Source organism: Kitasatospora paranensis, assembly GCF_039544005.1.
Lineage (GTDB): Bacteria > Actinomycetota > Actinomycetes > Streptomycetales > Streptomycetaceae > Kitasatospora > Kitasatospora paranensis.
In genome coordinates this window covers 2,566,595-2,589,256 of sequence record NZ_BAABKV010000001.1, presented here as the reverse complement: position 1 = coordinate 2,589,256, position 22,662 = coordinate 2,566,595, and the positions used below count along the sequence as shown (strand labels likewise).

17 protein-coding genes and 3 pseudogenes are annotated in these 22,662 nt (G+C 72.6%); 19 read left to right on the top strand and 1 reads right to left on the bottom strand.

What is annotated here, in order from left to right; genetic code table 11:
- Window positions 1-6: 6 nt before the first annotated feature.
- The 13 genes and pseudogenes from ABEB13_RS12715 (at window position 7) to ABEB13_RS12655 (ending at window position 14,445) form a co-directional block, all read left to right on the top strand.
- Window positions 7-1,566: a UDP-N-acetylmuramoyl-L-alanyl-D-glutamate--2,6-diaminopimelate ligase gene (locus tag ABEB13_RS12715; protein ID WP_345705597.1), complete on the top strand. Its 1,560-nt coding sequence runs from the start codon at window positions 7-9 to the stop codon at window positions 1,564-1,566.
- Window positions 1,563-2,969 (top strand): UDP-N-acetylmuramoyl-tripeptide--D-alanyl-D-alanine ligase, encoded by a 1,407-nt coding sequence (locus ABEB13_RS12710; RefSeq protein WP_345705596.1) that lies wholly within the window; start codon window positions 1,563-1,565, stop codon window positions 2,967-2,969. The genes ABEB13_RS12715 and ABEB13_RS12710 overlap by 4 nt, the downstream gene beginning before the upstream one ends.
- Window positions 2,966-4,030 (top strand): phospho-N-acetylmuramoyl-pentapeptide-transferase, encoded by a 1,065-nt coding sequence (mraY, locus tag ABEB13_RS12705; RefSeq protein ID WP_345705595.1) that lies wholly within the window; start codon window positions 2,966-2,968, stop codon window positions 4,028-4,030. Before ABEB13_RS12710 ends, mraY begins: the two co-directional genes overlap by 4 nt.
- Window positions 4,027-5,453 (top strand): annotated as a pseudogene (gene murD / locus ABEB13_RS12700) (UDP-N-acetylmuramoyl-L-alanine--D-glutamate ligase). Before mraY ends, murD begins: the two are co-directional and overlap by 4 nt.
- A gap of 24 nt (window positions 5,454-5,477) precedes the next feature.
- Complete coding sequence (gene ftsW, locus ABEB13_RS12695; RefSeq protein WP_380231623.1) at window positions 5,478-6,845, top strand: putative lipid II flippase FtsW; 1,368 nt, start codon at window positions 5,478-5,480, stop codon at window positions 6,843-6,845.
- Window positions 6,846-6,851: 6 nt separating this feature from the next.
- Window positions 6,852-7,958 carry an undecaprenyldiphospho-muramoylpentapeptide beta-N-acetylglucosaminyltransferase gene (gene murG / locus ABEB13_RS12690; RefSeq protein WP_100890661.1) on the top strand — a complete coding sequence of 369 codons (1,107 nt, stop codon included), beginning with the start codon at window positions 6,852-6,854 and terminating at the stop codon, window positions 7,956-7,958.
- On the top strand, window positions 7,951-8,643 hold the full coding sequence (locus ABEB13_RS12685; protein WP_345705594.1) for a cell division protein FtsQ/DivIB: 693 nt from the start codon (window positions 7,951-7,953) through the stop codon (window positions 8,641-8,643). The genes murG and ABEB13_RS12685 overlap by 8 nt, the downstream gene beginning before the upstream one ends.
- A gap of 437 nt (window positions 8,644-9,080) precedes the next feature.
- Window positions 9,081-10,285 (top strand): annotated as a pseudogene (gene ftsZ / locus ABEB13_RS12680) (cell division protein FtsZ).
- 11 nt (window positions 10,286-10,296) lie between these two features.
- Window positions 10,297-11,031, top strand: a complete 735-nt coding sequence (gene pgeF / locus ABEB13_RS12675; protein ID WP_345705593.1) for a peptidoglycan editing factor PgeF — start codon at window positions 10,297-10,299, stop codon at window positions 11,029-11,031.
- Window positions 11,028-11,816, top strand: coding sequence for a YggS family pyridoxal phosphate-dependent enzyme (locus ABEB13_RS12670; protein ID WP_345705592.1), 789 nt, complete (start codon window positions 11,028-11,030; stop codon window positions 11,814-11,816). The genes pgeF and ABEB13_RS12670 overlap by 4 nt, the downstream gene beginning before the upstream one ends.
- Before the next feature lie 211 nt (window positions 11,817-12,027).
- The gene (locus ABEB13_RS12665) at window positions 12,028-12,636 is read left to right on the top strand and encodes a cell division protein SepF (protein ID WP_100890666.1); all 609 of its coding nucleotides are present in this window, start codon (window positions 12,028-12,030) and stop codon (window positions 12,634-12,636) included.
- A 77-nt stretch (window positions 12,637-12,713) separates the two neighbouring features.
- Window positions 12,714-13,004 (top strand): YggT family protein, encoded by a 291-nt coding sequence (locus tag ABEB13_RS12660; protein WP_100890667.1) that lies wholly within the window; start codon window positions 12,714-12,716, stop codon window positions 13,002-13,004.
- Between the two features lie 49 nt (window positions 13,005-13,053).
- Window positions 13,054-14,445, top strand: a complete 1,392-nt coding sequence (locus ABEB13_RS12655; protein WP_345705591.1) for a DivIVA domain-containing protein — start codon at window positions 13,054-13,056, stop codon at window positions 14,443-14,445.
- A 206-nt stretch (window positions 14,446-14,651) separates the two neighbouring features.
- Here the strand turns inward: ABEB13_RS12655 and ileS are convergent.
- A pseudogene (gene ileS / locus ABEB13_RS12650) lies at window positions 14,652-17,782 on the bottom strand (isoleucine--tRNA ligase).
- Between the two features lie 603 nt (window positions 17,783-18,385).
- On the opposite strand from ileS, the gene ABEB13_RS12645 reads away from it, so the two are divergent.
- From ABEB13_RS12645 to ABEB13_RS12620, 6 genes are all read left to right on the top strand, one after another.
- Window positions 18,386-18,895 (top strand): TraR/DksA family transcriptional regulator, encoded by a 510-nt coding sequence (locus ABEB13_RS12645; RefSeq protein ID WP_345705590.1) that lies wholly within the window; start codon window positions 18,386-18,388, stop codon window positions 18,893-18,895.
- Window positions 18,896-19,134: 239 nt separating this feature from the next.
- Window positions 19,135-19,737: a signal peptidase II gene (gene lspA / locus ABEB13_RS12640; RefSeq protein WP_345705589.1), complete on the top strand. Its 603-nt coding sequence runs from the start codon at window positions 19,135-19,137 to the stop codon at window positions 19,735-19,737.
- 73 nt (window positions 19,738-19,810) lie between these two features.
- The gene (locus ABEB13_RS12635) at window positions 19,811-20,749 is read left to right on the top strand and encodes an RluA family pseudouridine synthase (RefSeq protein ID WP_345705588.1); all 939 of its coding nucleotides are present in this window, start codon (window positions 19,811-19,813) and stop codon (window positions 20,747-20,749) included.
- A gap of 1 nt (window position 20,750) precedes the next feature.
- Entirely contained in the window at window positions 20,751-21,206 is a 456-nt protein-coding gene (locus ABEB13_RS12630; protein ID WP_345705587.1) for a GNAT family N-acetyltransferase, read from the top strand.
- A gap of 127 nt (window positions 21,207-21,333) precedes the next feature.
- A complete protein-coding gene (locus ABEB13_RS12625) occupies window positions 21,334-21,834 on the top strand; it encodes a hypothetical protein (RefSeq protein ID WP_345705586.1) in 501 nt (166 codons plus the stop codon).
- A gap of 151 nt (window positions 21,835-21,985) precedes the next feature.
- Complete coding sequence (locus ABEB13_RS12620) at window positions 21,986-22,564, top strand: O-methyltransferase (RefSeq protein WP_345705585.1); 579 nt, start codon at window positions 21,986-21,988, stop codon at window positions 22,562-22,564.
- Window positions 22,565-22,662 lie beyond the last annotated feature (98 nt).

The window sequence follows — 22,662 nt, the reverse complement described above, 5'->3', positions numbered from 1 at the left end:
CCCGCCGTGCCGAAACCCGATCAAATCTCCGCGAGCCCGCCCCGCCCGACCCGCCCGGCGGCGCTGCCGCTCGGCGAGGTCGCCCGCCAGCTGGGCGTCGAGCCCGTCGAGGGCGGCGCGGTGACCGGCGTCACCCACGACTCCCGGGCCGTGCGCCCCGGCGACGTGTACGTGGCCTTCCCGGGCGCGAACCACCACGGTGCGGCGTTCGCCGGCCAGGCCGTACTGGCCGGGGCCGTCGCCGTCCTCACCGACCCGGCCGGCGCCGAACTGGCCGCCGACGCGGGCGTGCCGCTGCTGGTGGTGGACAACGTGCGCGGCGCGATGGGCCACCTCGCGGCCGCCGTCTACGGCCGGCCCAGCGAGCAGCTGCTGATGATCGGGCTGACCGGCACCAACGGCAAGACCACCACCTCCTACCTGGTCGAGGCCGGGCTGCGCGGCGCCGAGCTGCTGCCGGGCGTGATCGGCACCGTGGAGATGCGGGTCGGCGACGAGCGGATCAAGAGCGAGCGCACCACCCCCGAGTCCACCGACCTGCACGCCGTCCTCGCGGTGATGCGCGAGCGGGGCGCGGACGCGGTGGTCATGGAGGTCTCCAGCCACGCGCTGGTCTTCGGCCGGGTCGACGGCGTGCTGTACGACGTCGCGCTGTTCAACAACCTGACCCCCGAGCACCTCGACTTCCACCCCGACATGGAGGACTACTACCGGGCCAAGGCCCGGCTCTTCCAGACCGACAAGGCCCGCCGCGGGGTGGCGAACCTCGACGACGCGTACGGCCGCCGGCTGGCCGGCGAGGCGCCGATCCCGATGGTCACCTTCTCCGCCGCGGGCGACGCCGACGCCGACTGGCGGGCGGTCGACGTGCAGCTCGGCCCGGCCGGCTCGGTGTTCCGGGTGGTCGGCCCGGACGGTGCGAGCGCCGACGCCGCGGTCCCGCTGCCCGGCCCCTTCAACGTCGCCAACGCGCTCGGCGCGATCACCGCGCTGGTCACCGCGGGCATCCCGCTGGCCGCCGCGGTCGCCGGGGTGGCCTCCTCGCCCGGGGTCCCCGGCCGCCTGGAGCGGGTCGACGCCGGGCAGCCGTACGTCGCCGTGGTCGACTACGCGCACAAGCCGGACGCCCTGAAGGCCGTCCTGGAGTCGCTGCGCGAGGTCACCAAGGGCCGGCTGCACGTGGTGGTGGGCTGCGGCGGCGACCGCGACCCGTTCAAGCGCGGCCCGATGGGCGCCATCGCCGCCCGGATCGCCGACACCGCGGTGCTGACCAGTGACAACCCGCGCTCCGAGGACCCGCTGGCGATCCTCGCCACGATGCTCGCCGGGGCCGCCGAGGTGCCCGAGGCCGAGCGCGGCGAGGTGCTGGTCGTCCCCGACCGCGCCGACGCGATCCGCAGGGCCGTCGCCCGGGCCCACGCCGGCGACACCGTGCTGGTGGCCGGCAAGGGCCACGAGGTCGGCCAGTACGCCAAGGGCGAGGTACGCCCGTTCGACGACCGCGAGGTGCTGCGCGAGGCCATCGTGCACAGCACCCCCGCGACCCACGAAGGAGCGCAGCCGTGATCGCACTGACCCTGGCCGAGGCCGCCGCGGCGGTCGGCGGCACCCTCGACGGCGGCGCGGACCCGGCGGCCCGGGTGACCGGCCCCGTGGTGGTGGACTCCCGGCAGGTGACGCCCGGCGGCCTGTTCGTCGCGGTGGTCGGCGAGCGGGTGGACGGCCACGACTACGCGGCCGGGGCGATCGCCGACGGCGCCGTCGCCGTCCTCGCCTCCCGTCCGGTCGGCGTGCCCGCGATCCTGGTCGACGACGTGGTCGCCGCGCTCGGCCGGCTCGCCCGCGCGGTGGTCGAACACGCCCACGCGACCCGGGTGGTGGCCCTCACCGGCTCCTCCGGCAAGACCAGCACCAAGGACCTGATCGCCCAGGTGCTGCAGCGCCACGGCGAGACCGTCTACCCGCCCGGCAACCTCAACAACGAGATCGGGCACCCGATGACCGCGCTGCGGGTCGAGGAGACGACCCGTCACCTGGTGCTGGAGATGGGCGCCCGGCACAAGGGCGACATCGAGTACCTGACCGGCATCACCCCGCCGAACATCTCCGTGGTGCTCAACGTGGGCAGCGCGCACGTCGGCGAGTTCGGCTCCAAGGAGGGCATCGCCCAGGCCAAGGGCGAGATCGTCGAGGCCCTCACCACCGAGGGCGTTGCCGTGCTCAACGCCGACGACCCCCTGGTACGGGCCATGGAGAGCCGCACCAAGGGCCGGGTCGTGCTGTTCGGCGAGAGCCGGGACGCCCACGTCCGTGCGGCCGATGTTCGCCTGGACGACACCGGGCGGCCGTCCTTCACGCTGATCACCCCGGCCGGTTCCGCACCGGTGAACCTGCGCCTGTACGGTGAGCACCACGTCTCGAACGCCCTCGCCGCCGCAGCGGTGGCGGTGGAGCTCGGGATGCCCGTCGACGACACCGCCGAAGCGCTCAGCGAGGCGGGTGCGCTGTCCCGCTGGCGCATGGAGGTCGTCGACCGGGCCGATGGTGTCACCGTCGTCAACGACGCCTACAACGCGAACCCGGACTCGATGCGGGCCGCGCTGCGGGCGCTCGTGTCGATGGCCGGCCGCGGCCCGGAGCGCCGCCGCACCTGGGCGGTGCTCGGGGAGATGCGGGAGCTCGGCGAGGAGAGCCTCGACGAGCACGACGCCATCGGACGGCTCGCCGTCCGGCTCGACGTCACCAAACTGGTGGCGGTCGGCGGACGCGAGGCGGCCTGCATGGAACTCGGCGCGAGGAACGAAGGTTCGTGGGGTGAGGAGTCGGTGCTGGTGTCCGACGCGGACGCGGCGATCGAGCTGCTGCGCAGTCAGCTGCAGCCTGGGGACGTGGTGCTGGTGAAGGCCTCCCGTTCGGCCGGCCTGGAGAAGGTGGCCGAGGCCCTGCTCGCCGATGGGGCCGCCCGATGATGAAGCAGATCCTCTTCGCCGGCGGCATCGGCCTGGTGCTGTCCCTGCTCGGCACGCCCGCGCTGATCAAGCTGCTGGCCCGGCACGGCTACGGCCAGTACATCCGGGACGACGGCCCGAAGGCGCACCACAGCAAGCGCGGCACCCCCACCATGGGCGGCATCGCGTTCATCCTGGCGACGCTGATCGCCTACTTCGCCACCAAGGCGATAACGGGCGAGTCGCCCACGGCTTCCGGCCTGCTCGTGCTGTTCCTGACGGTGGGTCTCGGCCTGGTCGGCTTCCTGGACGACTACATCAAGGTCGTCAAGCGCCGCTCGCTCGGCCTGCGCGCCAAGGCGAAGCTCTTCGGCCAGTCCTTCGTGGGTCTCGCCTTCGCCATCCTGGCCCTGCAGTTCCACGACAGCCGCAACCTCACCCCGGCCTCCACCAGCATCTCGTTCGTCCGCGACTTCAGCTGGTCGATCGGCCCGGTGCTGTTCGTGATCTGGGCCTACTTCATGATCGCCGCGATGTCGAACGGCGTGAACCTCACCGACGGCCTCGACGGTCTGGCCACCGGCGCCTCGGTGATGGTCTTCGGCGCCTACACCTTCATCGGCGTCTGGCAGTACGGCCAGACCTGCGCCCACATGATCACCGCCACCGCCAACTGCTACGACGTCCGCGACCCGCTGGACCTCGCCGTGGTGGCCTCCGCCCTGATGGGCTCCTGCTTCGGCTTCCTGTGGTGGAACACCTCGCCCGCCAAGATCTTCATGGGTGACACCGGCTCGCTCGCCCTCGGCGGCGCGCTGGCCGGCCTCGCGATCTGCTCCCACACCGAGATCCTGCTCGCCCTGGTCGGCGGCCTCTTCGTGATCATCACCCTGTCGGTGATCATCCAGGTCGGCTCGTTCCGGATGACCGGCAAGCGGGTCTTCAAGATGGCCCCGCTCCAGCACCACTTCGAACTCAAGGGCTGGAGCGAGGTGCTGATCGTCGTCCGGTTCTGGATCATCCAGGGCCTGTGCGTCGCGGTCGGCCTCGGACTCTTCTACGCGGGATGGGTGACCGGATGACGGACAACCCCGACTGGGCGGGCCTCAAGGTCGTCGTCGCGGGCCTCGGCCTGTCCGGCCTGAGCGCCGCCCGGGTGCTCGCCGGCCTCGGCGCCGAGGTCACCGCGGTCGACGGCGGCGACGGCCCGGCCCTGCGGGCCAAGGCCGAGCAGCTGGCGGGCGTGGCCGTCCGGCTCGGGGACGGGGACACCCTCCCCGAGGGCACCGAACTCGTCGTCACCTCGCCCGGCTGGCCGCCGAGCAGCCCGCTGTTCCTCGCCGCCGAGAAGGCGGGCGTCCCGGTCTGGGGCGACGTCGAACTCGCCTGGCGGCTGCGCCGCCCGCTCGCCGCCACCGGCGAGCCCGCCCCTGGCTGGCCGTCACCGGCACCAACGGCAAGACCACCACCGTCCAGATGCTCGCCTCGATCCTCACCGCGGCCGGCCGGCGCACCGCCGCCGTCGGCAACGTCGGGGTCTCGGTCCTGGACGCCGTCCTCGCCGACGAGCCGTACGACGTGCTGGCCGTCGAGCTCTCCAGCTACCAGCTGCACTGGGCGCCCTCGCTGCGCCCGCACTCCGCGGCCGTCCTCAACCTCGCGCCCGACCACCTCGACTGGCACGGCTCGATGGAGGCGTACGCCGCCGACAAGGGCCGGATCTACGAGGGCAACCGGGTCGCCTGCGTCTACAACCTGGCGGACCCGGCCACCGAGGCGCTGGTCCGCGAGGCGGACGTCGAGGAGGGCTGCCGCGCGGTCGGCTTCGGACTCGGGGCCCCGAGCCTGTCGAACCTCGGCGTCGTCGACGGCCTGCTGGTCGACCGCGCCTTCGTCGAGGACCGGGCCAACAGCGCGGCCGAGATCGGCGCCGTCTCCGACATCGTGCCGCCCGCCCCGCACAACATCGCCAACGCGCTCGCCGCGGCCGCGCTGGCCCGCGCCTACGGCGTGGACGCCAAGGCCGTCCGGGACGGCCTGCGGGCCTTCCGCCCGGACGCGCACCGGATCGCCGAGGTGGCCGTCGTCGACGAGGTCACCTGGATCGACGACTCCAAGGCGACCAACACGCACGCCGCCGCCGCCTCCCTCGCCGCCTACGAACCGGTGGTCTGGATCGCCGGCGGACTCGCCAAGGGGGCCACCTTCGACGAGCTCGCGGCGGGCGCCGCGGGCCGGCTCCGGGCCGCCGTGCTGATCGGCGAGGACCGTGCGCTGATCCGCGAGGCGCTGGCGCGACACGCTCCCGATGTGCCCGTGATCGAGGCGGCCGCGGGCCAGACTGGCGCGGTGGCGATGGCCGAGGTGGTCCGGACGGCGGCCTCGCTCGCCGCACCGGGGGACACCGTCCTGCTGGCGCCCGCCTGCGCCTCGATGGACATGTTCACCAACTACGGCGAGCGCGGCGACCTGTTCGCCGCCGCGGTACGGGACCTGGCCAAGTAGGAGGCACAACGATGGGGGAGTCGCGTGTCCGGTGAGGGCAAGGCGGGGACGACCGCCCCACCGGAGCGCGGACCTTCGCGCCTCCAGCTGATCTCGGCGACCACCACCACCTTCAAGTCGGCGACGCCGGTCACCCGGCTGCGGGCGCTGCGGGACCGCGTCCGGTGGACGCTGGACCGCCCGCTCACCCCGTACTACCTGCTGCTCGGCTCCACCATGCTGCTCGTGGTGCTCGGCCTGGTCATGGTGTTCTCCTCGTCGCAGATCCTGGTGATGGAGCATCACCTGCCGATCACCTTCTTCTTCCGCAAACAGCTGGTCGCCGTGCTGCTGGGCACCGTGATGGGGGTGCTGCTGGCCCGCACGCCGGTGAAGGCGCTGCGGCTGCTCGCCTACCCGATGCTGCTGGCGGTGGTCGGGGCACTGCTGCTGGTCGCCGTCCCGGGCATCGGCATGATGGTCAACGGCAACCGGAACTGGCTCAACTTCGGCTTCTTCCAGGTCCAGCCGTCGGAGTTCGCCAAGCTCGCGGTGGTGCTCTGGGGCGCCGACCTGCTGGCCCGCAAGCACCGCACGCACACCCTGGACCAGTGGAAGCACCTGCTGGTGCCGCTGGTGCCCGGCACCGTGCTGCTGATGATGCTGATCATGCTCGGCGGCGACATGGGCACCACGATGGTCCTGGTCGCGATGCTTTTCGGCCTGCTCTGGATGGTCGGCGCACCGCTGCGGCTGTTCGGCGCCACCCTGGGCATCGCGGTGATCGCCTGCACCGCACTGATCATCACCGTGCCGCACCGCCTCGACCGGCTGGCCTGCATCGGCGTCACCAAGCCGGACCCGAACCTGAACTGCTTCCAGGCCCTGCACGGCCTCTACGCCTTCGCCGCCGGAGGCCCGTTCGGCTCCGGACTCGGCGCCGGCGTCGAGAAGTGGGGCCAGCTCCCGGAGGCGCACACCGACTTCATCTTCGCCGCCACCGGCGAGGAACTCGGACTGGTGGGGACGCTGTCAGTCCTCGCCCTCTTCGCGGCACTAGGCTACGCGGGTATCCGAGTGGCCATCGGCACGAAGGACCCCTTCGTCAGGTACGCCGCGGGAGCCGCCACCACGTGGATCATGGCCCAGGCCATGGTCAACCTGGGGTCGGCGCTGGGACTGCTGCCCATCGCGGGCGTGCCCCTCCCGCTGTTCTCCTACGGAGGGTCCGCCATGCTGTCGGCCATGTGCGCCATCGGGGTGCTGATCAGCTTCGCGCGCAGCTCCCCGGGGGCCAAGGCGGCGCTCGCCGCCCGGAACCAGACCCGGCCCGGGGCATTCCTGGCCCGGGTGCTGCCACGACGACGAACCACAGCGCGCAAGGCCGTACGGCCGACGCGCAGGGAGCGGTGAATTTCGGTGCATGTCGTACTCGCCGGCGGCGGGACCGCCGGTCACATCGAGCCGGCCATGGCGCTCGCGGACGCGCTCCGCAGGCACGACCCGTCCGTGGGGATCACCGCCCTCGGCACCGAACGGGGTCTGGAGACCCGGCTGGTCCCCGAACGCGGCTACGAACTCGCGCTCATCCCGGCCGTGCCGCTGCCCCGCAAGCCCACCCCCGAGCTGATCACCGTGCCGGGCCGGCTGCGGGGCACCGTCCGGGCGGCCCAGGACGTCATCGAGCGGGTCAAGGCCGACGTCGTGGTCGGCTTCGGCGGCTACGTCGCGATGCCCGCCTACTTCGCCGCCAAGCGCGCGGGCGTCCCGATCGTGGTCCACGAGGCGAACGCCCGGCCGGGCCTCGCCAACAAGATCGGTGCCCGCTACACCGACTTCGTGGCCGTCTCCACCCCGGACTCCAAGCTGCGGGACTCCCGCTACATCGGCATCCCGCTGCGCCGCACCATCGCGACCCTGGACCGCAACGCGGTCCGCCCGGAGGCCCGGCACTACTTCGGCCTCGACCAGCGGCTGCCCACCCTGCTGGTGTCCGGCGGCTCGCAGGGCGCCCGCCGGCTGAACGAGACCGTCCAGGCGATCGCGCCGCGGCTCCAGCAGTACGGCGTGCAGATCCTGCACGCGGTCGGCCCGAAGAACGAGCTGCCGGTGGTCGACGACATCCCGGGGATGCCGCCGTACCGCGCGGTGCCGTACGTGGACCGGATGGACCTCGCCTATGCCGCGGCCGACCTGATGCTCTGCCGGGCCGGCGCGATGACCGTCGCCGAGCTGGCCGCCGTCGGGCTGCCCGCCGCGTTCGTGCCGCTGCCGATCGGCAACGGCGAGCAGCGGCTGAACGCCCAGCCGATGGTGAAGGCGGGCGGCGGCCTGCTGGTCGACGACGCCGACCTCACCTCGGACTGGGTGCTGCAGAACGTGCTGCCTGTGCTCACCGACCCGGCCCGGCTGTGGGACATGAGCCGGGCCGCCGCCGAGTTCGGCCGCCGCGACGCGGACGAGCTGCTGGTGCGCATGGTGTACGAGGCGATCGAGGCATCCCGGGGCGGCCGCCGTCGTGGCTGACCCCGCCGCCCCCGCCGCCCCGTCGGGGGAGCCGCCCGCACCGCGGGTCCGGCTCTCCCGGCGGGGCGTGCTGGTGCTCTGCCTCCTCGGCGCGCTGATCGCCGGCTCGCTGGGGTGGCTGGTCTTCGTCTCCTCGGCCCTGGACGTGCGCAGTGTCGCCGTCCAGGGGCTGGACAGCGGCCGGCTGAGCCAGGACGAGGTGGCGCGGGCGCTCGGCGGCCTCCGGCACGGGCCGCTGGCCCGGGTCGACCTGGCGGAGGCGCAGCGCCGGGTGCAGTCCGTTCCCCGGGTGGCGAAGGCGGAGGTCTGGCGCGGCTGGCCGCACACGCTTCGGGTGAAGGTGACCGAGCGTCGGGCGGTGGCCTCCGTGCGGACGGACGACGGGAGGTTCGCCCAGGTGGACGCGGGCGGCTTCACCTTCGCCACCGAGGCGGCGGCCCCGGCGGGGGTGCCGGTGGTGGACCTGCAACTCGGTCAGCAGGCGAACGATGCGCTGGCGGTGTTCGACCGCCAGGCCCTGGTGCAGGCGGCGATCACGGTGGCCGCGGGCCTCCCGCCGGAGGTCGCGAAGCAGGCCGGGGCCGTCCAGGTGCACAGCTACGACGATGTCCGGCTGCAGTTGGCGGGCGGGGTGACGGTGCGCTGGGGAGTCCGGAGCGGACCCCGCGCAAGGCCGTGGTGCTGACCGCGCTGCTCGGCCGGAAAGCGGCGAATTACGACGTGAGTGCGCCGGATGCTCCGGCCGTGTCGGGATGATCCGGTAAGTTCTTCCTCCGGGGGCGGTATTGACGGGGCCGAGGCTCCGGTCCGACCCTTGGTGGTCACCCCGGTTTCACCGGGGGATCGATGATCACATAGGCTCAAAAGAAAAAACGGGGAGCTCGGCGTGTTCGTTGAACACGGGGCCGGATGCGACCTACTGTCCTGTGTCACCGGGCTGTGTCCTGCAGTGATGTGACAGAGGTACAGCCTCAACCCTAAACCTCAAGTTTAGGGTTCGGGTCGGCGGTCGGCATTTCGGGACATACACCACCGAAAGCGCGTGCTCCCCACCCATCGACATCCGTCGGCCTTCGCGACATGGGGAGCCGACCCGGAAATTCGAGGCGAGAGGCCTTCGACGTGGCAGCACCCCAGAACTACCTCGCAGTCATCAAGGTCGTCGGTATCGGCGGCGGTGGTGTCAACGCCATCAACAGGATGATCGAGGTCGGGCTCAAGGGCGTCGAGTTCATCGCGATCAACACCGATGCGCAGGCCCTCCTGATGAGCGACGCCGACGTGAAGCTCGATGTGGGCCGTGAACTCACCCGGGGCCTCGGCGCCGGCGCCAACCCCGAGGTCGGCCGCAAGGCGGCGGAGGACCACCGCGAGGAGATCGAGGAGGTCCTCAAGGGGGCCGACATGGTCTTCGTCACCGCCGGCGAGGGCGGCGGCACCGGCACCGGCGGCGCGCCCGTCGTGGCCAACATCGCCCGCTCGCTGGGCGCACTGACCATCGGCGTGGTCACCCGCCCGTTCACCTTCGAGGGCGCCGCCGGGCCAACCAGGCCGAGGACGGCATCGCCTCCCTGCGCGAGCAGGTCGATACCCTCATCGTCATCCCCAACGACCGCCTGCTGTCCATCTCGGACCGCCAGGTCAGCGTGCTGGACGCGTTCCGCTCCGCCGACCAGGTGCTGCTGTCCGGTGTCCAGGGCATCACCGACCTGATCACCACGCCGGGCCTGATCAACCTCGACTTCGCCGACGTCAAGTCCGTGATGTCGGACGCCGGCTCGGCGCTCATGGGCATCGGCTCCGCCCGCGGCGAGGACCGCGCCAAGGCGGCCGCCGTGATGGCCATCTCCTCCCCGCTGCTGGAGGCGTCCATCGACGGCGCCCGCGGCGTGCTGCTCTCCATCTCCGGCGGCTCGGACCTCGGCCTGTTCGAGATCAACGAGGCCGCCCAGCTGGTCAGCGAGGCCGCCCACCCCGAGGCCAACATCATCTTCGGCGCCGTCATCGACGACGCCCTGGGCGACGAGGTCCGGGTCACCGTCATCGCGGCCGGCTTCGACGGCGGGCAGCCGCCGGCGATCGTCCGCGACCCGGTGGTGAAGGCCAGCACGCCGGCCTCCGCCGCCCCCGAGCGTCCGGCCACCCGCCCCTCCTACGGGATCGGTTCCGTGACGGCCCGTCCGGACGACTCCTCCCGCGGCTCCGACAGCCCGGCCACGGTCTCCGCGACCACGGCCGCGCCCGTCCCGCCGCAGGTCCAGCCCGTCCGCCAGCCGTACGTCGAGAGCCCCGCCGAGGAGCTCGACGTGCCGGACTTCCTGAAGTAGACGCCTCGCACGTGATTCCTCACATCAGTCGACACGGTGCTCACTTCGCCTCCACCACCCGGTGGGGCGGGGTGAGCACCTCGCCGTACGGGGAGCTCAACCTCGGCGGGGCGGTCGGGGACGACCCGGCCGCCGTCCGGCGCAACCGCGCGGTGGCCGCCGGCGCGCTGGGGCTCGACCCGGCGGACGTGGTCTGGATGCACCAGGTGCACGGGGCCGACGTCGCCGTGGTGACGGAGCGGCAGCCGGACGGGCAGGCCCCGACGGTGGACGCGGTGGTCACCGACCGCCCGCTCGCCCTCGCGGTGCTGACCGCCGACTGCACGCCGGTGCTGCTCGCCGACCCCGTCGCCGGGGTCGTCGGCGCCGCGCACGCCGGCCGCCCGGGCCTGGCCGCCGGGGTCGTCCCGGCCGCCGTCCGGGCGATGGCCCGACTCGGCGCCGACCCCGGCCGGATCACCGCCGTCCTCGGCCCCGCGGTCTGCGGCCGCTGCTACGAAGTGCCCGCCGAACTGCGCGCCGAGGTCGCCGACGTGGTGCCCGCCGCCTGGGCCGAGACCTCCTGGGGCACCCCGGCGCTCGACGTCGCCGCCGGGGTCGCCGCCCAGCTCGCCGAAGCGGGCGTGGCCGAGGTGGTGCCCTCCACCGTGTGCACCCTCGAATCGGCCGACCACTACTCCTACCGCCGCGAGCAGCGCACGGGCCGCCTCGCGAGTTACGTCTGGTTGGGCTCCGATCTTTCATGACGAACGACATCTACGGACCGTTCCCGGGCCGCCCGGATTTCCCGTCCCTGCTCGACCCGCGGCAGCGCGCCCGCTACGAGCAGCTCGGCGCCAACCTCGACGTGGTCGAGAAGCGGATCGTCGACGCCTGCGCCGCCGCCGGCCGGTCCCGCGACGAGGTCACCCTGGTCGTGGTCACCAAGACCTACCCGGCCGAGGACACCGCACTGCTGGCCGCGCTCGGGGTGACCGACGTGGCCGAGAACCGCGACCAGGACGCCGCGCCCAAGGCGGAGACGTGCGGGAACCTGCCGCTCACCTGGCACTTCGTCGGACAGTTGCAGACCAACAAGGTGCGCTCGGTGGTGCGCTACGCCGACCGCGTGCACTCCGTGGACCGCGCGCGACTGGTCGATTCGCTCTCCGCGGCGGTGCAGTCGGCGGGCCGCGCGCCCCTGGGCTGCCTGGTGCAGGTGGCGCTCGACAAGGCGGACGGCGAGGGCGCGGGCCGGGCCGGCGTCGCCCCGGCCGACGTGCCGGCGCTCGCCGACCTGATCGCCGCCGCCCCGGGGCTCCGCCTGGACGGCGTCATGACGGTGGCTCCGCTCGCCGGTCCGCTGGCCGGGGATCCGGCCGCCGCCTTCGCGCGGCTGGCGGAAATCGCAAGCGGGGTACGGGCGGGCCATCCTGCTGCCACGATGGTCTCGGCGGGCATGAGCGGCGATCTGGAGCAGGCCGTGGCAGCCGGGGCGACACATGTACGCGTCGGTACGGCGGTACTCGGTGTGCGGTCACCGCTCGGGTAACGTCACCGGGTAGTAGATCAGACTGCAGGACAAAACAGGACAGAACCTAGCAGCCGTTCAGCGCGCTAGCGAACACTTCGTGGATCGCATCTCCGCAACATCCTCACGGCCTGACGGCCCGTCGGTCCCGCGAGGCGTGGGGTGGGTGCGGGGACCGCAGGCCGAGGCCGCAGCCGGAGTCGATCCACCACAGAGCGGAGGAGACAGGAGCATGGCCGGCGCAATGCGCAAGATGGCGGTCTACCTCGGCCTCGTGGAGGACGAGACGTACGACGGCCAGGGGTACGACCCCGACGACGACTACGACGCCGACCCGGAGCCGATCCGCACCGGGCGCACCGAGGACCTGCGCCCGGCCGCGGCGGCGCAGTCCGCCCCGGCTCCCGTCGCCCACATCGCCCCGCAGCCCGTGCCGGCCGCCGTGCCGATCCGGCAGGAGGCTCCGCGGATGGCCCCAGTGTCGTCCATCACACCCGACCGCCGCCAGAACGTGGAGAAGAGCGCCCCGGTGATCATGCCCAAGGTAGTGAACGAACGAGAGCCCTACCGCATCACCACGCTGCACCCGAGGACGTACAACGAGGCCCGTACCATCGGGGAACAGTTCCGCGACGGCACTCCTGTGATCATGAATTTGACCGAGATGGACGACACGGACGCCAAGCGACTCGTAGACTTCGCCGCTGGACTCGTCTTCGGTCTGCACGGCAGTATCGAGCGCGTGACACAGAAGGTGTTCCTCCTGTCTCCTGCTAACGTCGATGTCACGGCGGAGGACAAGGCTCGGATCGCCGAGGGTGGGTTCTTCAACCAGAGCTGACCCGGCCACGACTGTATGTGTGGATCGATCGACAGTGCGTCATTGACGGAACAGTTGGCCAGGGAGAGGGAGACGAGATGGGGATCGTCGGGGCGGTGCTCTACTACGCGCTGACCGTCTTCCTGTTGATCCTCCTCTTCCGTCTCGTGATGGACTGGGTCTTCCAGTTCGCGCGGTCGTGGCAACCGGGAAGGGCCATGGTCCTGGTCCTGGAGGCCACGTACACTGTCACGGATCCGCCACTCAAGCTTCTTCGGCGTTTCATTCCGCCGTTGCGTCTCGGGGGCGTGGCGCTCGACCTGTCCTTCTTCGTACTGATGATCATTGTGTATGTCCTGATCTCGCTCGTGCGGTCCCTGTCGTTGTGAGCGATGCGACAGGATTCCGGAGTGCCGACGATCACGTTGAGGTGAAGAGATGCCATTGACCCCCGAGGACGTTCGGAACAAGCAGTTCACGACCGTCCGGCTGCGCGAAGGCTATGACGAGGACGAGGTCGATGCCTTCCTCGACGAGGTCGAAGCCGAGCTGACCCGCCTGCTGCGCGAGAACGAGGACCTGCGCGCCAAGCTGGCGGCCGCCACGCGTGCCGCCGCGCAGAACCAGGCCAACATGCGCAAGGAGCAGCCGCAGGACGGCCGCCCCGCCGGTGCCCCGGTGCCCGCCGCCATATCCGGCCCGCCGGTGCCCGGCCAGCAGCAGGGCCCCGGTCCGCAGATGGGCCAGCCCATGGGCCAGCAGCAGCAGATGGGCCAGCAGCAGCAGATGGGCAACCAGCCCCTCGGCCTGCCGTCCGGTGCCCCGGCGCTCCCGCCCGGCAACGGCGGCCAGATGGGCCAGCCCATGGGCCAGCCGCAGCAGATGGGCCAGACCATGGGCGGCCAGCAGCAGCTGGTGCAGCCGATGGGCGGTCAGATGCTGCAGCCGATGGGCAACCCCATGGGCGGCCCGATGGGCCAGCCGCAGCAGATGGGCCAGCCCATGGGCCAGCAGCAGCAGATGGGCCAGACCATGGGCGGCCAGCAGCAGCTCGCCCCGATGGGTGGCCCGATGGGCCAGCCGATGGGCCAGCAGCAGCTCGCGCCGATGGGTGGCCCGATGGGTCAGCCGATGGGCCAGCCCCAGCAGCAGCCCGGTGGCGACAGCGCCGCCCGCGTCCTCGCCCTCGCCCAGCAGACCGCCGACCAGGCGATCTCCGAGGCCCGGTCCGAGGCCAACAAGATCGTCGGCGAGGCCCGCAGCCGCGCCGAGGGCCTGGAGCGGGACGCCCGTGCCAAGGCCGACGCCCTGGAGCGGGACGCGCAGGAGAAGCACCGCGTCGCGATGGGCTCCCTGGAGTCCGCCCGCGCCACGCTGGAGCGCAAGGTCGAGGACCTGCGCGCCTTCGAGCGCGAGTACCGCACCCGCCTGAAGTCCTACCTGGAGACCCAGCTGCGCCAGCTGGAGTCGCAGGCGGACGACTCGCTGGCGCCGCCGCGGATCCCGGCCACCGCTTCGCTGCCCCCGGCTGCGTCGTCGATGGCCCCGGCCACCAGCTCCTCGGTGAGCAGCGGCGCCCCGAGCTTCGGCAGCCAGCCGTCCTTCGGCGGGAACCAGTCGTTCGGCGGCCAGTCGTTCGGCGGGAACTCCTTCGGTGGCGGCAACCCGAGCTTCGGCGGTCAGCCGGGCGGCGGGACGGGTGCCGCGCAGATGGCCCCGGCCGGCATGACCCAGCCGATGGCGGCCGTCCGCCCGCAGCCTCCGCAGCCGATGCAGCAGGCACCGGCGCCGATGCGCGGCTTCCTCATCGACGAGGACGGCGACAACTAGCACGGCAGAACGAGGGCGCCCCCACTGTGACGATCGTCACGGCGGGGGCGCCCTCGTGTGTTTGGGGGAACGCCCTGCGGGTGCGGGCAGGGACGGAACAGGGGCGCGTGGGGGCACCTCCCGGCCGAAGGCCGGGGAGAACTGCGCAATTCGGAGGTGGGATTCCTCCGAATCGCGCAGTTCTCCGTGCCCCTGGGGCCCGGGGCTCAGGCCTTGCGGAGCCGGAAGGTGAGACCGAGCGACTCGTCGGTGAAGGCCTCGGACTCCCAGTCGGCCGGGCCGGCGGCGAAGTCGACGGCCAGCACCTCGTCGGCGACCAGGCCGCCGTGTTCGGTGACGGCCGCGGTGGTCTCCTCGCCGTCGGCCTCCCAGCGCAGGACGATCCGGTCGGCGACGTCCAGGCCGGAGTTCTTGCGGGCCTCCTGGATCTGGCGGATGGCGTCGCGGGCGATGCCGAGCCGCTTCAGCTCCGGGGTGATCGCCAGGTCGAGCGCCACGGTGGCACCGGCCTCGTTGGCGACGGCCCAGCCCTCGCGCGGCGTCTCGGTGATGACGACCTCGTCGGGGAGAGGGCGATCCGCTCGCCGTTCAGCTCGACGCCGGTGGCGCCGGTGGCCCGCAGTTCGGCGGCGAGCACGGCGGCGTCGGCCGCGGCGACCGCCTTGGCGACGTCCTGCACCCCCTTGCCGAAGCGCTTGCCGAGGGCCCGGAAGTTGGCCTTCGCGGAGGTGTCGACCAGCGAGCCGCCGACCCCGGCCAGCGACTCCAGGACGGAGACGTTGAGCTCCTCGGCGATCTGCGCCCGCAGGTCGGCCGGCAGCTCGTCCCAGCCCTGGGCGGCGATCAGCGCCCGGGACAGCGGCTGACGGGTCTTCACCCCGGACTCGGCCCGGGTGGCCCGGCCGAGCTCGACCAGCCGGCGGACGAGCGCCATGTTCCGGGAGAGCGTCTCGTCGACCAGGGTCTCGTCGGCGACCGGCCAGGTCGCCAGGTGGACGGAGGACGGGGCGTCCGCGACGACCGGCACCACGAGGTCCTGCCAGACCCGCTCGGTGATGAACGGGGTCAGCGGGGCCATCAGCCGGGTGACGGTCTCCAGCGCCTCGTGCAGGGTGGCGAGCGCCGCGGCGTCGCCCTGCCAGAAGCGGCGGCGCCCGCGGCGCACGTACCAGTTGGAGAGGTCGTCGACGAAGCCGGAGAGCAGCTTCCCGGCGCGCTGGGTGTCGTACGCCTCCAGCGCCGTGTCGACCTCGCGGACGAGGGTGTTCAGCTCGGAGAGCACCCAGCGGTCGAGCTGCGGGCGGTCGGCGGGGCGCGGGTCGGCGGCGGACGGCGCCCAGCCGGCGGTGCGCGCGTACAGGGCCTGGAAGGCGACGGTGTTCCAGTACGTCAGCAGGGTCTTGCGGACGACCTCCTGGATGGTGCCGTGGCCGACCCGGCGGGCGGACCAGGGCGAGCCGCCGGCCGCCATGAACCACCGCACCGCGTCGGCGCCGTGCTGGTCCATCAGCGGGATCGGCTGCAGGATGTTGCCCAGGTGCTTGGACATCTTGCGGCCGTCCTCGGCGAGGATGTGGCCCAGGCAGACCACGTTCTCGTACGCGTTCCGGTCGAAGACGAGGGTGCCGACCGCCATCAGCGTGTAGAACCAGCCGCGGGTCTGGTCGATCGCCTCGGAGATGAACTGCGCGGGGTAGCGGCTCTCGAACAGCTCCTTGTTCTGGTACGGGTACCCGTACTGCGCGAACGGCATCGAGCCCGAGTCGTACCAGGCGTCGATCACCTCGGGCACCCGCACCGCGGTGCCGGAGCACTGCGGGCACCCGAAGGTGACGTCGTCGATGTACGGACGGTGCGGGTCGAGCGCGCTCTGGTCGGTGCCGGTCAGCTCGGTGAGCTCGGCCCGCGAGCCGACGCAGGTGAGGTGGCCCTCCTCGCAGCGCCAGATCGGCAGCGGCGTGCCCCAGTAGCGGTTGCGGGACAGCGCCCAGTCGATGTTGTTGTTCAGCCAGTCGCCGAAGCGGCCGTGCTTGACGTTCTCGGGGAACCAGTTGGTGGCCTCGTTCTCCCGGATCAGGGCGTCCTTGACCGCCGTGGTGCGGATGTACCAGGACGGCTGCGCGTAGTAGAGCAGCGCGGTGTGGCAGCGCCAGCAGTGCGGGTAGCTGTGCTCGTACGGCAGGTGACGGAAGAGCAGGCCGCGGGCCTGCAGGTCGGCGACCAGGGTCTCGTCGGCCTTCTTGAAGAAGACCCCGCCGACCAGCGGGACGTCCGCGGCGAAGGTGCCGTCCGCCTCGACCGGGTTGACCACCGGCAGGCCGTAGCGGCGGCAGACCGCGAGGTCGTCCGCGCCGAAGGCGGGCGACTGGTGGACGATGCCGGTGCCGTCCTCGGTGGTGACGTAGTCGGCGTTCACCACGTAGTGCGCGTTCTCGATCTCGACCAGCTCGAACGGCCGGTCGTACGTCCAGCGCTCCATCTCGGCACCGGTGAAGCTCTGCCCGGTGGTCTCCCAGCCTTCGCCGAGCGCCTTGCCGACCAGCGGCTCGGCGACGACCAGCTTCTCGTTGCCGTCGGTGGCCACCACGTAGGTGACCTCCGGGTGGACGGCCGCGGCCGTGTTCGAGACCAGGGTCCACGGGGTGGTCGTCCAGACCAGCAGCGTGGCCTCGCCGGCGAGCGGGCCGGAGGTCAGCGGGAAGCGCACGTAGACGGACGGGTCGACGACGGTCTCGTAGCCCTGCGCGAGCTCGTGGTCCGACAGGCCGGTGCCGCAGCGCGGGCACCACGGCGCGACCCGGTGGTCCTGCACCAGCAGGCCCTTGTCGAAGATCTGCTTGAGCGACCACCAGACCGACTCGATGTAGGACGGGTCCATCGTCCGGTACGCCTCGTCGAGGTCGACCCAGTAGCCCATCCGCTCGGTGAGCCGGGTGAACTCACCGGTGTGCCGGGTCACCGACTCGCGGCACTTGGCGTTGAACTCGGCGATGCCGTAGGCCTCGATGTCCTGCTTGCCGGAGAAGCCGAGCTCCTTCTCGACGGCCAGCTCGACCGGCAGGCCGTGGCAGTCCCAGCCGGCCTTCCGGGCGACGTGGTAGCCCTTCATCGTCCGGTAGCGCGGGAAGACGTCCTTGAAGACGCGGGCCTCGATGTGGTGGGCGCCGGGCATGCCGTTGGCGGTCGGCGGGCCCTCGTAGAACACCCACTCGGGACGGCCCTCGGACTGCTCCAGGCTGCGCTGGAAGACCTTGTTGTCCTGCCAGAAGGACAGGATGCCGTGCTCCAGGGCGGGCAGGTCGACCTGCGCCGGCACGGGGTTGTAGGTGCTGCTCATCGCGGGCGTCTACCTCCGACGGATGCGTGGACTGGATCCGACGGAGGGACGAGACGGCGAGCCGTCCCGCGGTACCACCCTCCTTGGCCGCGGCCGACCGGCCCGCGACCCTCTTGTTTGGGTCTGCTGCCGGTTCTACTGGGCCGCGGGGGCCGTTCTTCCGGCGGCTCCGGGGTGATCTTCCCGTAGCGCACACCCCCGGGCTCGCACCGTCCCCGGGTCGCTCATGGCTGCGTACTGCGGTACTCGTCCCATCTGCGCCTTGCAGGCCCAGTGTATCGGCCCCGGCAAGCCGATTCCCGCAGCCGCCTCGACGGTCACGCAAGGTGAGGTTAGCCGGTGGCGATCTGGGCACAACCTGGACAGTACCCAGGCTCGGGTCGAGGCCGACCGCTGCCCGGGTGGGATCGGATATGACATCGGTATGTCCCGTTGTGACCGGATTCGAAGGGGCTTATCGTTCCGGCACCGGAGGCCGCCGGGAACCGGCGGTCCGCATCATTCGTGAATGAGGTCGAAGCCATGGCTGAGAGAGCAACTGCTGCGGGTACCGCCGCCAAGCGGGCACGCAAGGCCGTGGCAACCGACCCAGGGGAGGGGACCGTGAGCACTGCGCGGCGCAAGACGAGTACCAGCACCGGCCGGACGGCGGCCACCAGTCGGCACCACGTGCCCGCGGCCACCGGTGCCCGCGCGGGCGGGGCCGAGTCGGTGGACCCGGCCGAGCTGCCCGTCCGGGCCGGCGAGGACCCGTGGACGTCCGAGGAGGTCGCCGAGCTGCACGCCGAGCTCGACGCCGACCTGCAGCGACTGCGCACCGAGATCGAGAACTCCGAGGCCGCGATCACCGGGCTGATGCGGGACTCCAACGACGGCGCCGGGGACGACCAGGTCGACGCCGGCACCAAGAACATCAACCGGGAGAGCGAGCTCGCCCTCGCCAACAACGCCCGCGACGGCCTCGCCCAGACCGAGCGCGCGCTCGCCCGCCTGGAGGGCGTCGGCTTCGGCGTCTGCGAGTCCTGCGGCCAGGCCATCGGCAAGGCCCGCCTCCAGGCGTTCCCCCGGGCCACCCTCTGCGTGAGCTGCAAGGCCAAGCAGGAACGCCGCTAGGGCCCGTCCGGCACCTCGCGTGACCTGGGCCCGGTGCCCACCGACGGGGACGGGAGGCGGGCGTCCGCACCTGCGAGTGCCGTACGCTCGTCCCCGTAACGTCGGCCCCTCGGTCGGTCCACTGCGGCCGGCCGGGATCGCACACGGCAGCGGAGCGGATCATCAGCACCCCAGGTTCCCCCCAGACCCAGGACGACGCCGTCCCCACCGCGCACGTGCCGCACGAGCCGGAGAGTGCCGTGGACGAACCCGCCGGGGCGCAGGCCGACCCCGCCGGCGCCACCGCCGCCTCCGGGGCGGCCGCCGCGGTGCGCCGCCGCCGCATCGGCGTCCTGCTGGCCGTCGCCCTCTTCGCCTACCTGATCGACCTCGGCAGCAAGCTGCTGGTCGTCGCCCGGCTGGAGGGCCGCCCGCCGATCCAGGTCATCGGCGACGTCATGACCTTCCAGGTGATCCGCAACCCCGGCGCCGCCTTCGGCATGGGCCAGGCGATGACCGTGGTCTTCACCGCCATCGCCGCCGCCGTCATCGTCGTCATCTGGCGGATCGCCCGCCGGCTCCACAGCCTGCCGTGGGCCGTCGCCCTCGGCCTGCTGCTCGGCGGCGCGCTGGGCAACCTCACCGACCGGCTGTTCCGTGCCCCCGGCATCTTCCGCGGCCACGTGGTGGACTTCATCTCCGTCCAGCACTTCGCGGTCTTCAACCTCGCCGACTCCGCGATCGTCTGCGGCGGCATCCTGGTGGTGCTGCTCTCGTTCCGCGGCTCCAACCCGGACGGCTCCGTCCACCACAGCCACCACAGCGCCCGCGCGGGCAAGGACGACGACACCACCGCCGAGTGAGCGGACCCCACCGCCGAGTGAGCACGGGGCGGGCCGGTCCGGCCGCCCCGTCCGGTCGGGCATACTCGTACGGGTGAGTATTGCAGCGCAGACCCGCAGCCTTCCCGTTCCCGACGGCCTGGAGGGCGAGCGACTCGACGCCGCCCTCGCCCGGATGTTCGGCTTCTCCCGGACGAAGGCCGCCGAGCTGGCCGCCGACGGCAAGGTGACGCTCGACGGCGCCGCCGCCGGCAAGTCGGACCGGGTGACGGCGGGCTCCTGGCTGGAGGTCGAGATCCCGGCCCCCGCCGCCCCGGTGCGGATCGTCGCCGAGCACGTCGAGGGCATGCGGATCGTCCACGACGACGACGACCTCGTGCTGATCGACAAGCCGGTCGGCGTCGCCGCCCACCCCAGCCCCGGCTGGACGGGTCCCACCGTGATCGGCGGCCTCGCCGCCGCCGGCTACCGCATCTCCACCTCCGGCGCCGCCGAGCGCCAGGGCGTCGTGCACCGCCTCGACGTCGGCACCTCCGGCCTGATGGTCGTCGCCAAGTCGGAGCGCGCCTACACCGACCTCAAGCGGCAGTTCCACGACCGCGTGGTCGAGAAGAAGTACAACGCCCTCGTCCAGGGCCACCCCGACCCGATGTCCGGCACCGTCGACGCCCCGATCGGCCGCCACCCCAGCAGCGACTGGAAGTGGGCGGTCACCCGCGACGGCAAGCCCTCGGTCACCCACTACGACCTCATCGAGGCCTACCGCGCCGCCTCCCTGCTCGACATCAAGCTGGAGACCGGCCGCACCCACCAGATCCGGGTGCACATGTCGGCGCTGCGCCACCCCTGCGTCGGCGACCTCACCTACGGCGCCGACCCCACGCTGGCCAAGCGGCTCGGCCTGACCCGCCAGTGGCTGCACGCCGTCCAGCTCGGCTTCGAGCACCCCTCGGACGGTCAGTGGGTCGAGTTCCGCAGCGACTACCCGGCCGACCTGCAGAAGGCCCTCGACGTGATCGCGTCGGAGAGCTGACATGGCCGACATCACGGTGGCGGTCACCGAGGATCAGCTCGCGCAGGTGCGCGCGGTGCGCCGCGAGGTCTTCGTCGAGGAGCAGAACGTCCCCGAGGAGCTGGAGTACGACGCGCTGGACGCGACCTCGCTCCACGTGCTCGCCCTCGGCGAGGACGGCGTCGCGCTCGGCACCGGCCGGCTGATCCACGGGTCGCACGCGTTCGGGATCACCGGCATCGAGGGCCGGGTGCTGCTGGGCCGGCTCGCCGTCCGCAAGCCCGCCCGCGGCACCGGCCTCGGCGTCGGCCTCGTCCGCGCCATCGAGCAGGCCGGCCGGGAGCACGGCGCCCGCGAGCTGGAGCTGCACGCCCAGGTCCAGGCCCTCGGCTTCTACGAGCGGCTCGGCTACACCGCGGAGGGCCCGGTCTACGACGACGCCGGCATTCCGCACCGCACCATGACCCGGGTGCTCTGACCCTGCTGCCCTGACCCGGGTGCCCTGACTCCGGTCCGCCGGTTGGCACTAGGCTCCTGCCCGTGAACGATCTTCGGGCGGGAGCCGCGGGTGTTCCGGGGGCCGTCGACCGCGACGGGACGGGCCCGTGCTGACCGCGCGCCGGTCCATGACGCTGCTGTGGGCCGCCGTGCCGGCCGTGCCGGTCCTCGCCGCCGTGTGCCTGGCCCCCGACCTGCTGTTCGGCGGCTGCTCCGCCGCCGACCGCAGCCTTCGGGAGCCGCTCGCCGCGGAGACGCTGGCCCTCGGCACACCGGACGGCGCGCGGACGGAGGGCGACGCCTACGGCGGGTGCGACGAGGACGACCGCTTCGCCTACGCGGGCCGGGGCTACGCCGAACCCGCAAGCCGCTCGGAGACGGTGGCGTACTACCGGGCCGCCGCCGCCCGGCACGGATGGCAGCCGGCGCCGCCGGACCGGGACGAGCCCGCGTGGCGGCGCGATCCGTCCGGCGAGCGGATCGGCCTGTGCTTCACCAAGCCGCTCCGCGGCACCACCGCCCACCTCGCGATGAGCTGGGACCTCGGCGGCGGCCCCGGCTGGACGTTGGAGGCCCGGGCGAGCCGTACCGGCGGCGCCTGGTGCTGAGCGCCCCGGCCCGGCCGGGGCATCCGGCCCGGAGCCGGCCGCGCCGCATCCGCTCGACCGCCGCCTGCCACCGGGAACGCCCGCGGGTCGATCGTGTCCGCCCCTCGAAATCCGGTGGCAGCCCTTCCGGCGGCCCCGCCAGGATGGCCGGATGGACGACACTCCGACCCATCTGCCGCCTGCCGTAAGCGTGTTGCGCGCGGCTGCGGCCGCCCACGGCTTCACCCTGTCGTGCGAGGACCGGACGGGCAGCCTGCTCGCCGTCCTCGCGGCTGCCCGGCCCGGCGGCCGGATCCTCGAACTCGGCACCGGCGCGGGCGAGGGCGCCGCCTGGCTGCTGAGCGGCATGGACGCCGGCGCCCGGCTGGTGAGCGTGGAGTTGGACGCCGACGTCCAGGCACTCGCCCGCACCGCACTGGCCACCGACCCGCGGGCCGAGTTCGTGACCGCGGACGGCGGGGCCTGGCTGGAGGCGTACGACGGGCCGCCGTTCGACCTGGTCTTCGCCGACACCTGGCCCGGCAAGTTCACCCACCTGGAACGGGCCCTGGAACTGGTCGCCCCCGGCGGCACGTACCTGATCGACGACCTGCTGCCGCAGCCCGGCTGGCCGGACGGGCACCTGGCGTCCGTCCAGGAGCTGATCGCCGACCTGACCGGCCGACCGGATCTGCGGACCGTCCGTCTGACGTGGGCCTCCGGCCTGCTGATGGCCGTTCGGACGGAGTGAGGCACCCTGCCGCCGCGCCGACGCGATCGTGACCGAACCGCCTTTACGGCGCCCCTACGCCGATCGCCGTTAGGGTCGGTGTCCATGGGGTTCGGTAG

Excerpts from the sequence above, each read along its gene's own strand:
- mraY (WP_345705595.1), top strand. The coding sequence starts at position 2,966 with ATGATGAAGCAGATCCTCTTCGCCGGCGGCATCGGCCTGGTGCTGTCC.
- ABEB13_RS12670 (WP_345705592.1), top strand. The coding sequence starts at position 11,028 with ATGACGAACGACATCTACGGACCGTTCCCGGGCCGCCCGGATTTCCCG.
- ABEB13_RS12665 (WP_100890666.1), top strand. The coding sequence starts at position 12,028 with ATGGCCGGCGCAATGCGCAAGATGGCGGTCTACCTCGGCCTCGTGGAG.
- ABEB13_RS12660 (WP_100890667.1), top strand. The coding sequence starts at position 12,714 with ATGGGGATCGTCGGGGCGGTGCTCTACTACGCGCTGACCGTCTTCCTG.
- ABEB13_RS12655 (WP_345705591.1), top strand. The coding sequence starts at position 13,054 with ATGCCATTGACCCCCGAGGACGTTCGGAACAAGCAGTTCACGACCGTC.
- ABEB13_RS12630 (WP_345705587.1), top strand. The coding sequence starts at position 20,751 with ATGGCCGACATCACGGTGGCGGTCACCGAGGATCAGCTCGCGCAGGTG.
- ABEB13_RS12620 (WP_345705585.1), top strand. The coding sequence starts at position 21,986 with ATGGACGACACTCCGACCCATCTGCCGCCTGCCGTAAGCGTGTTGCGC.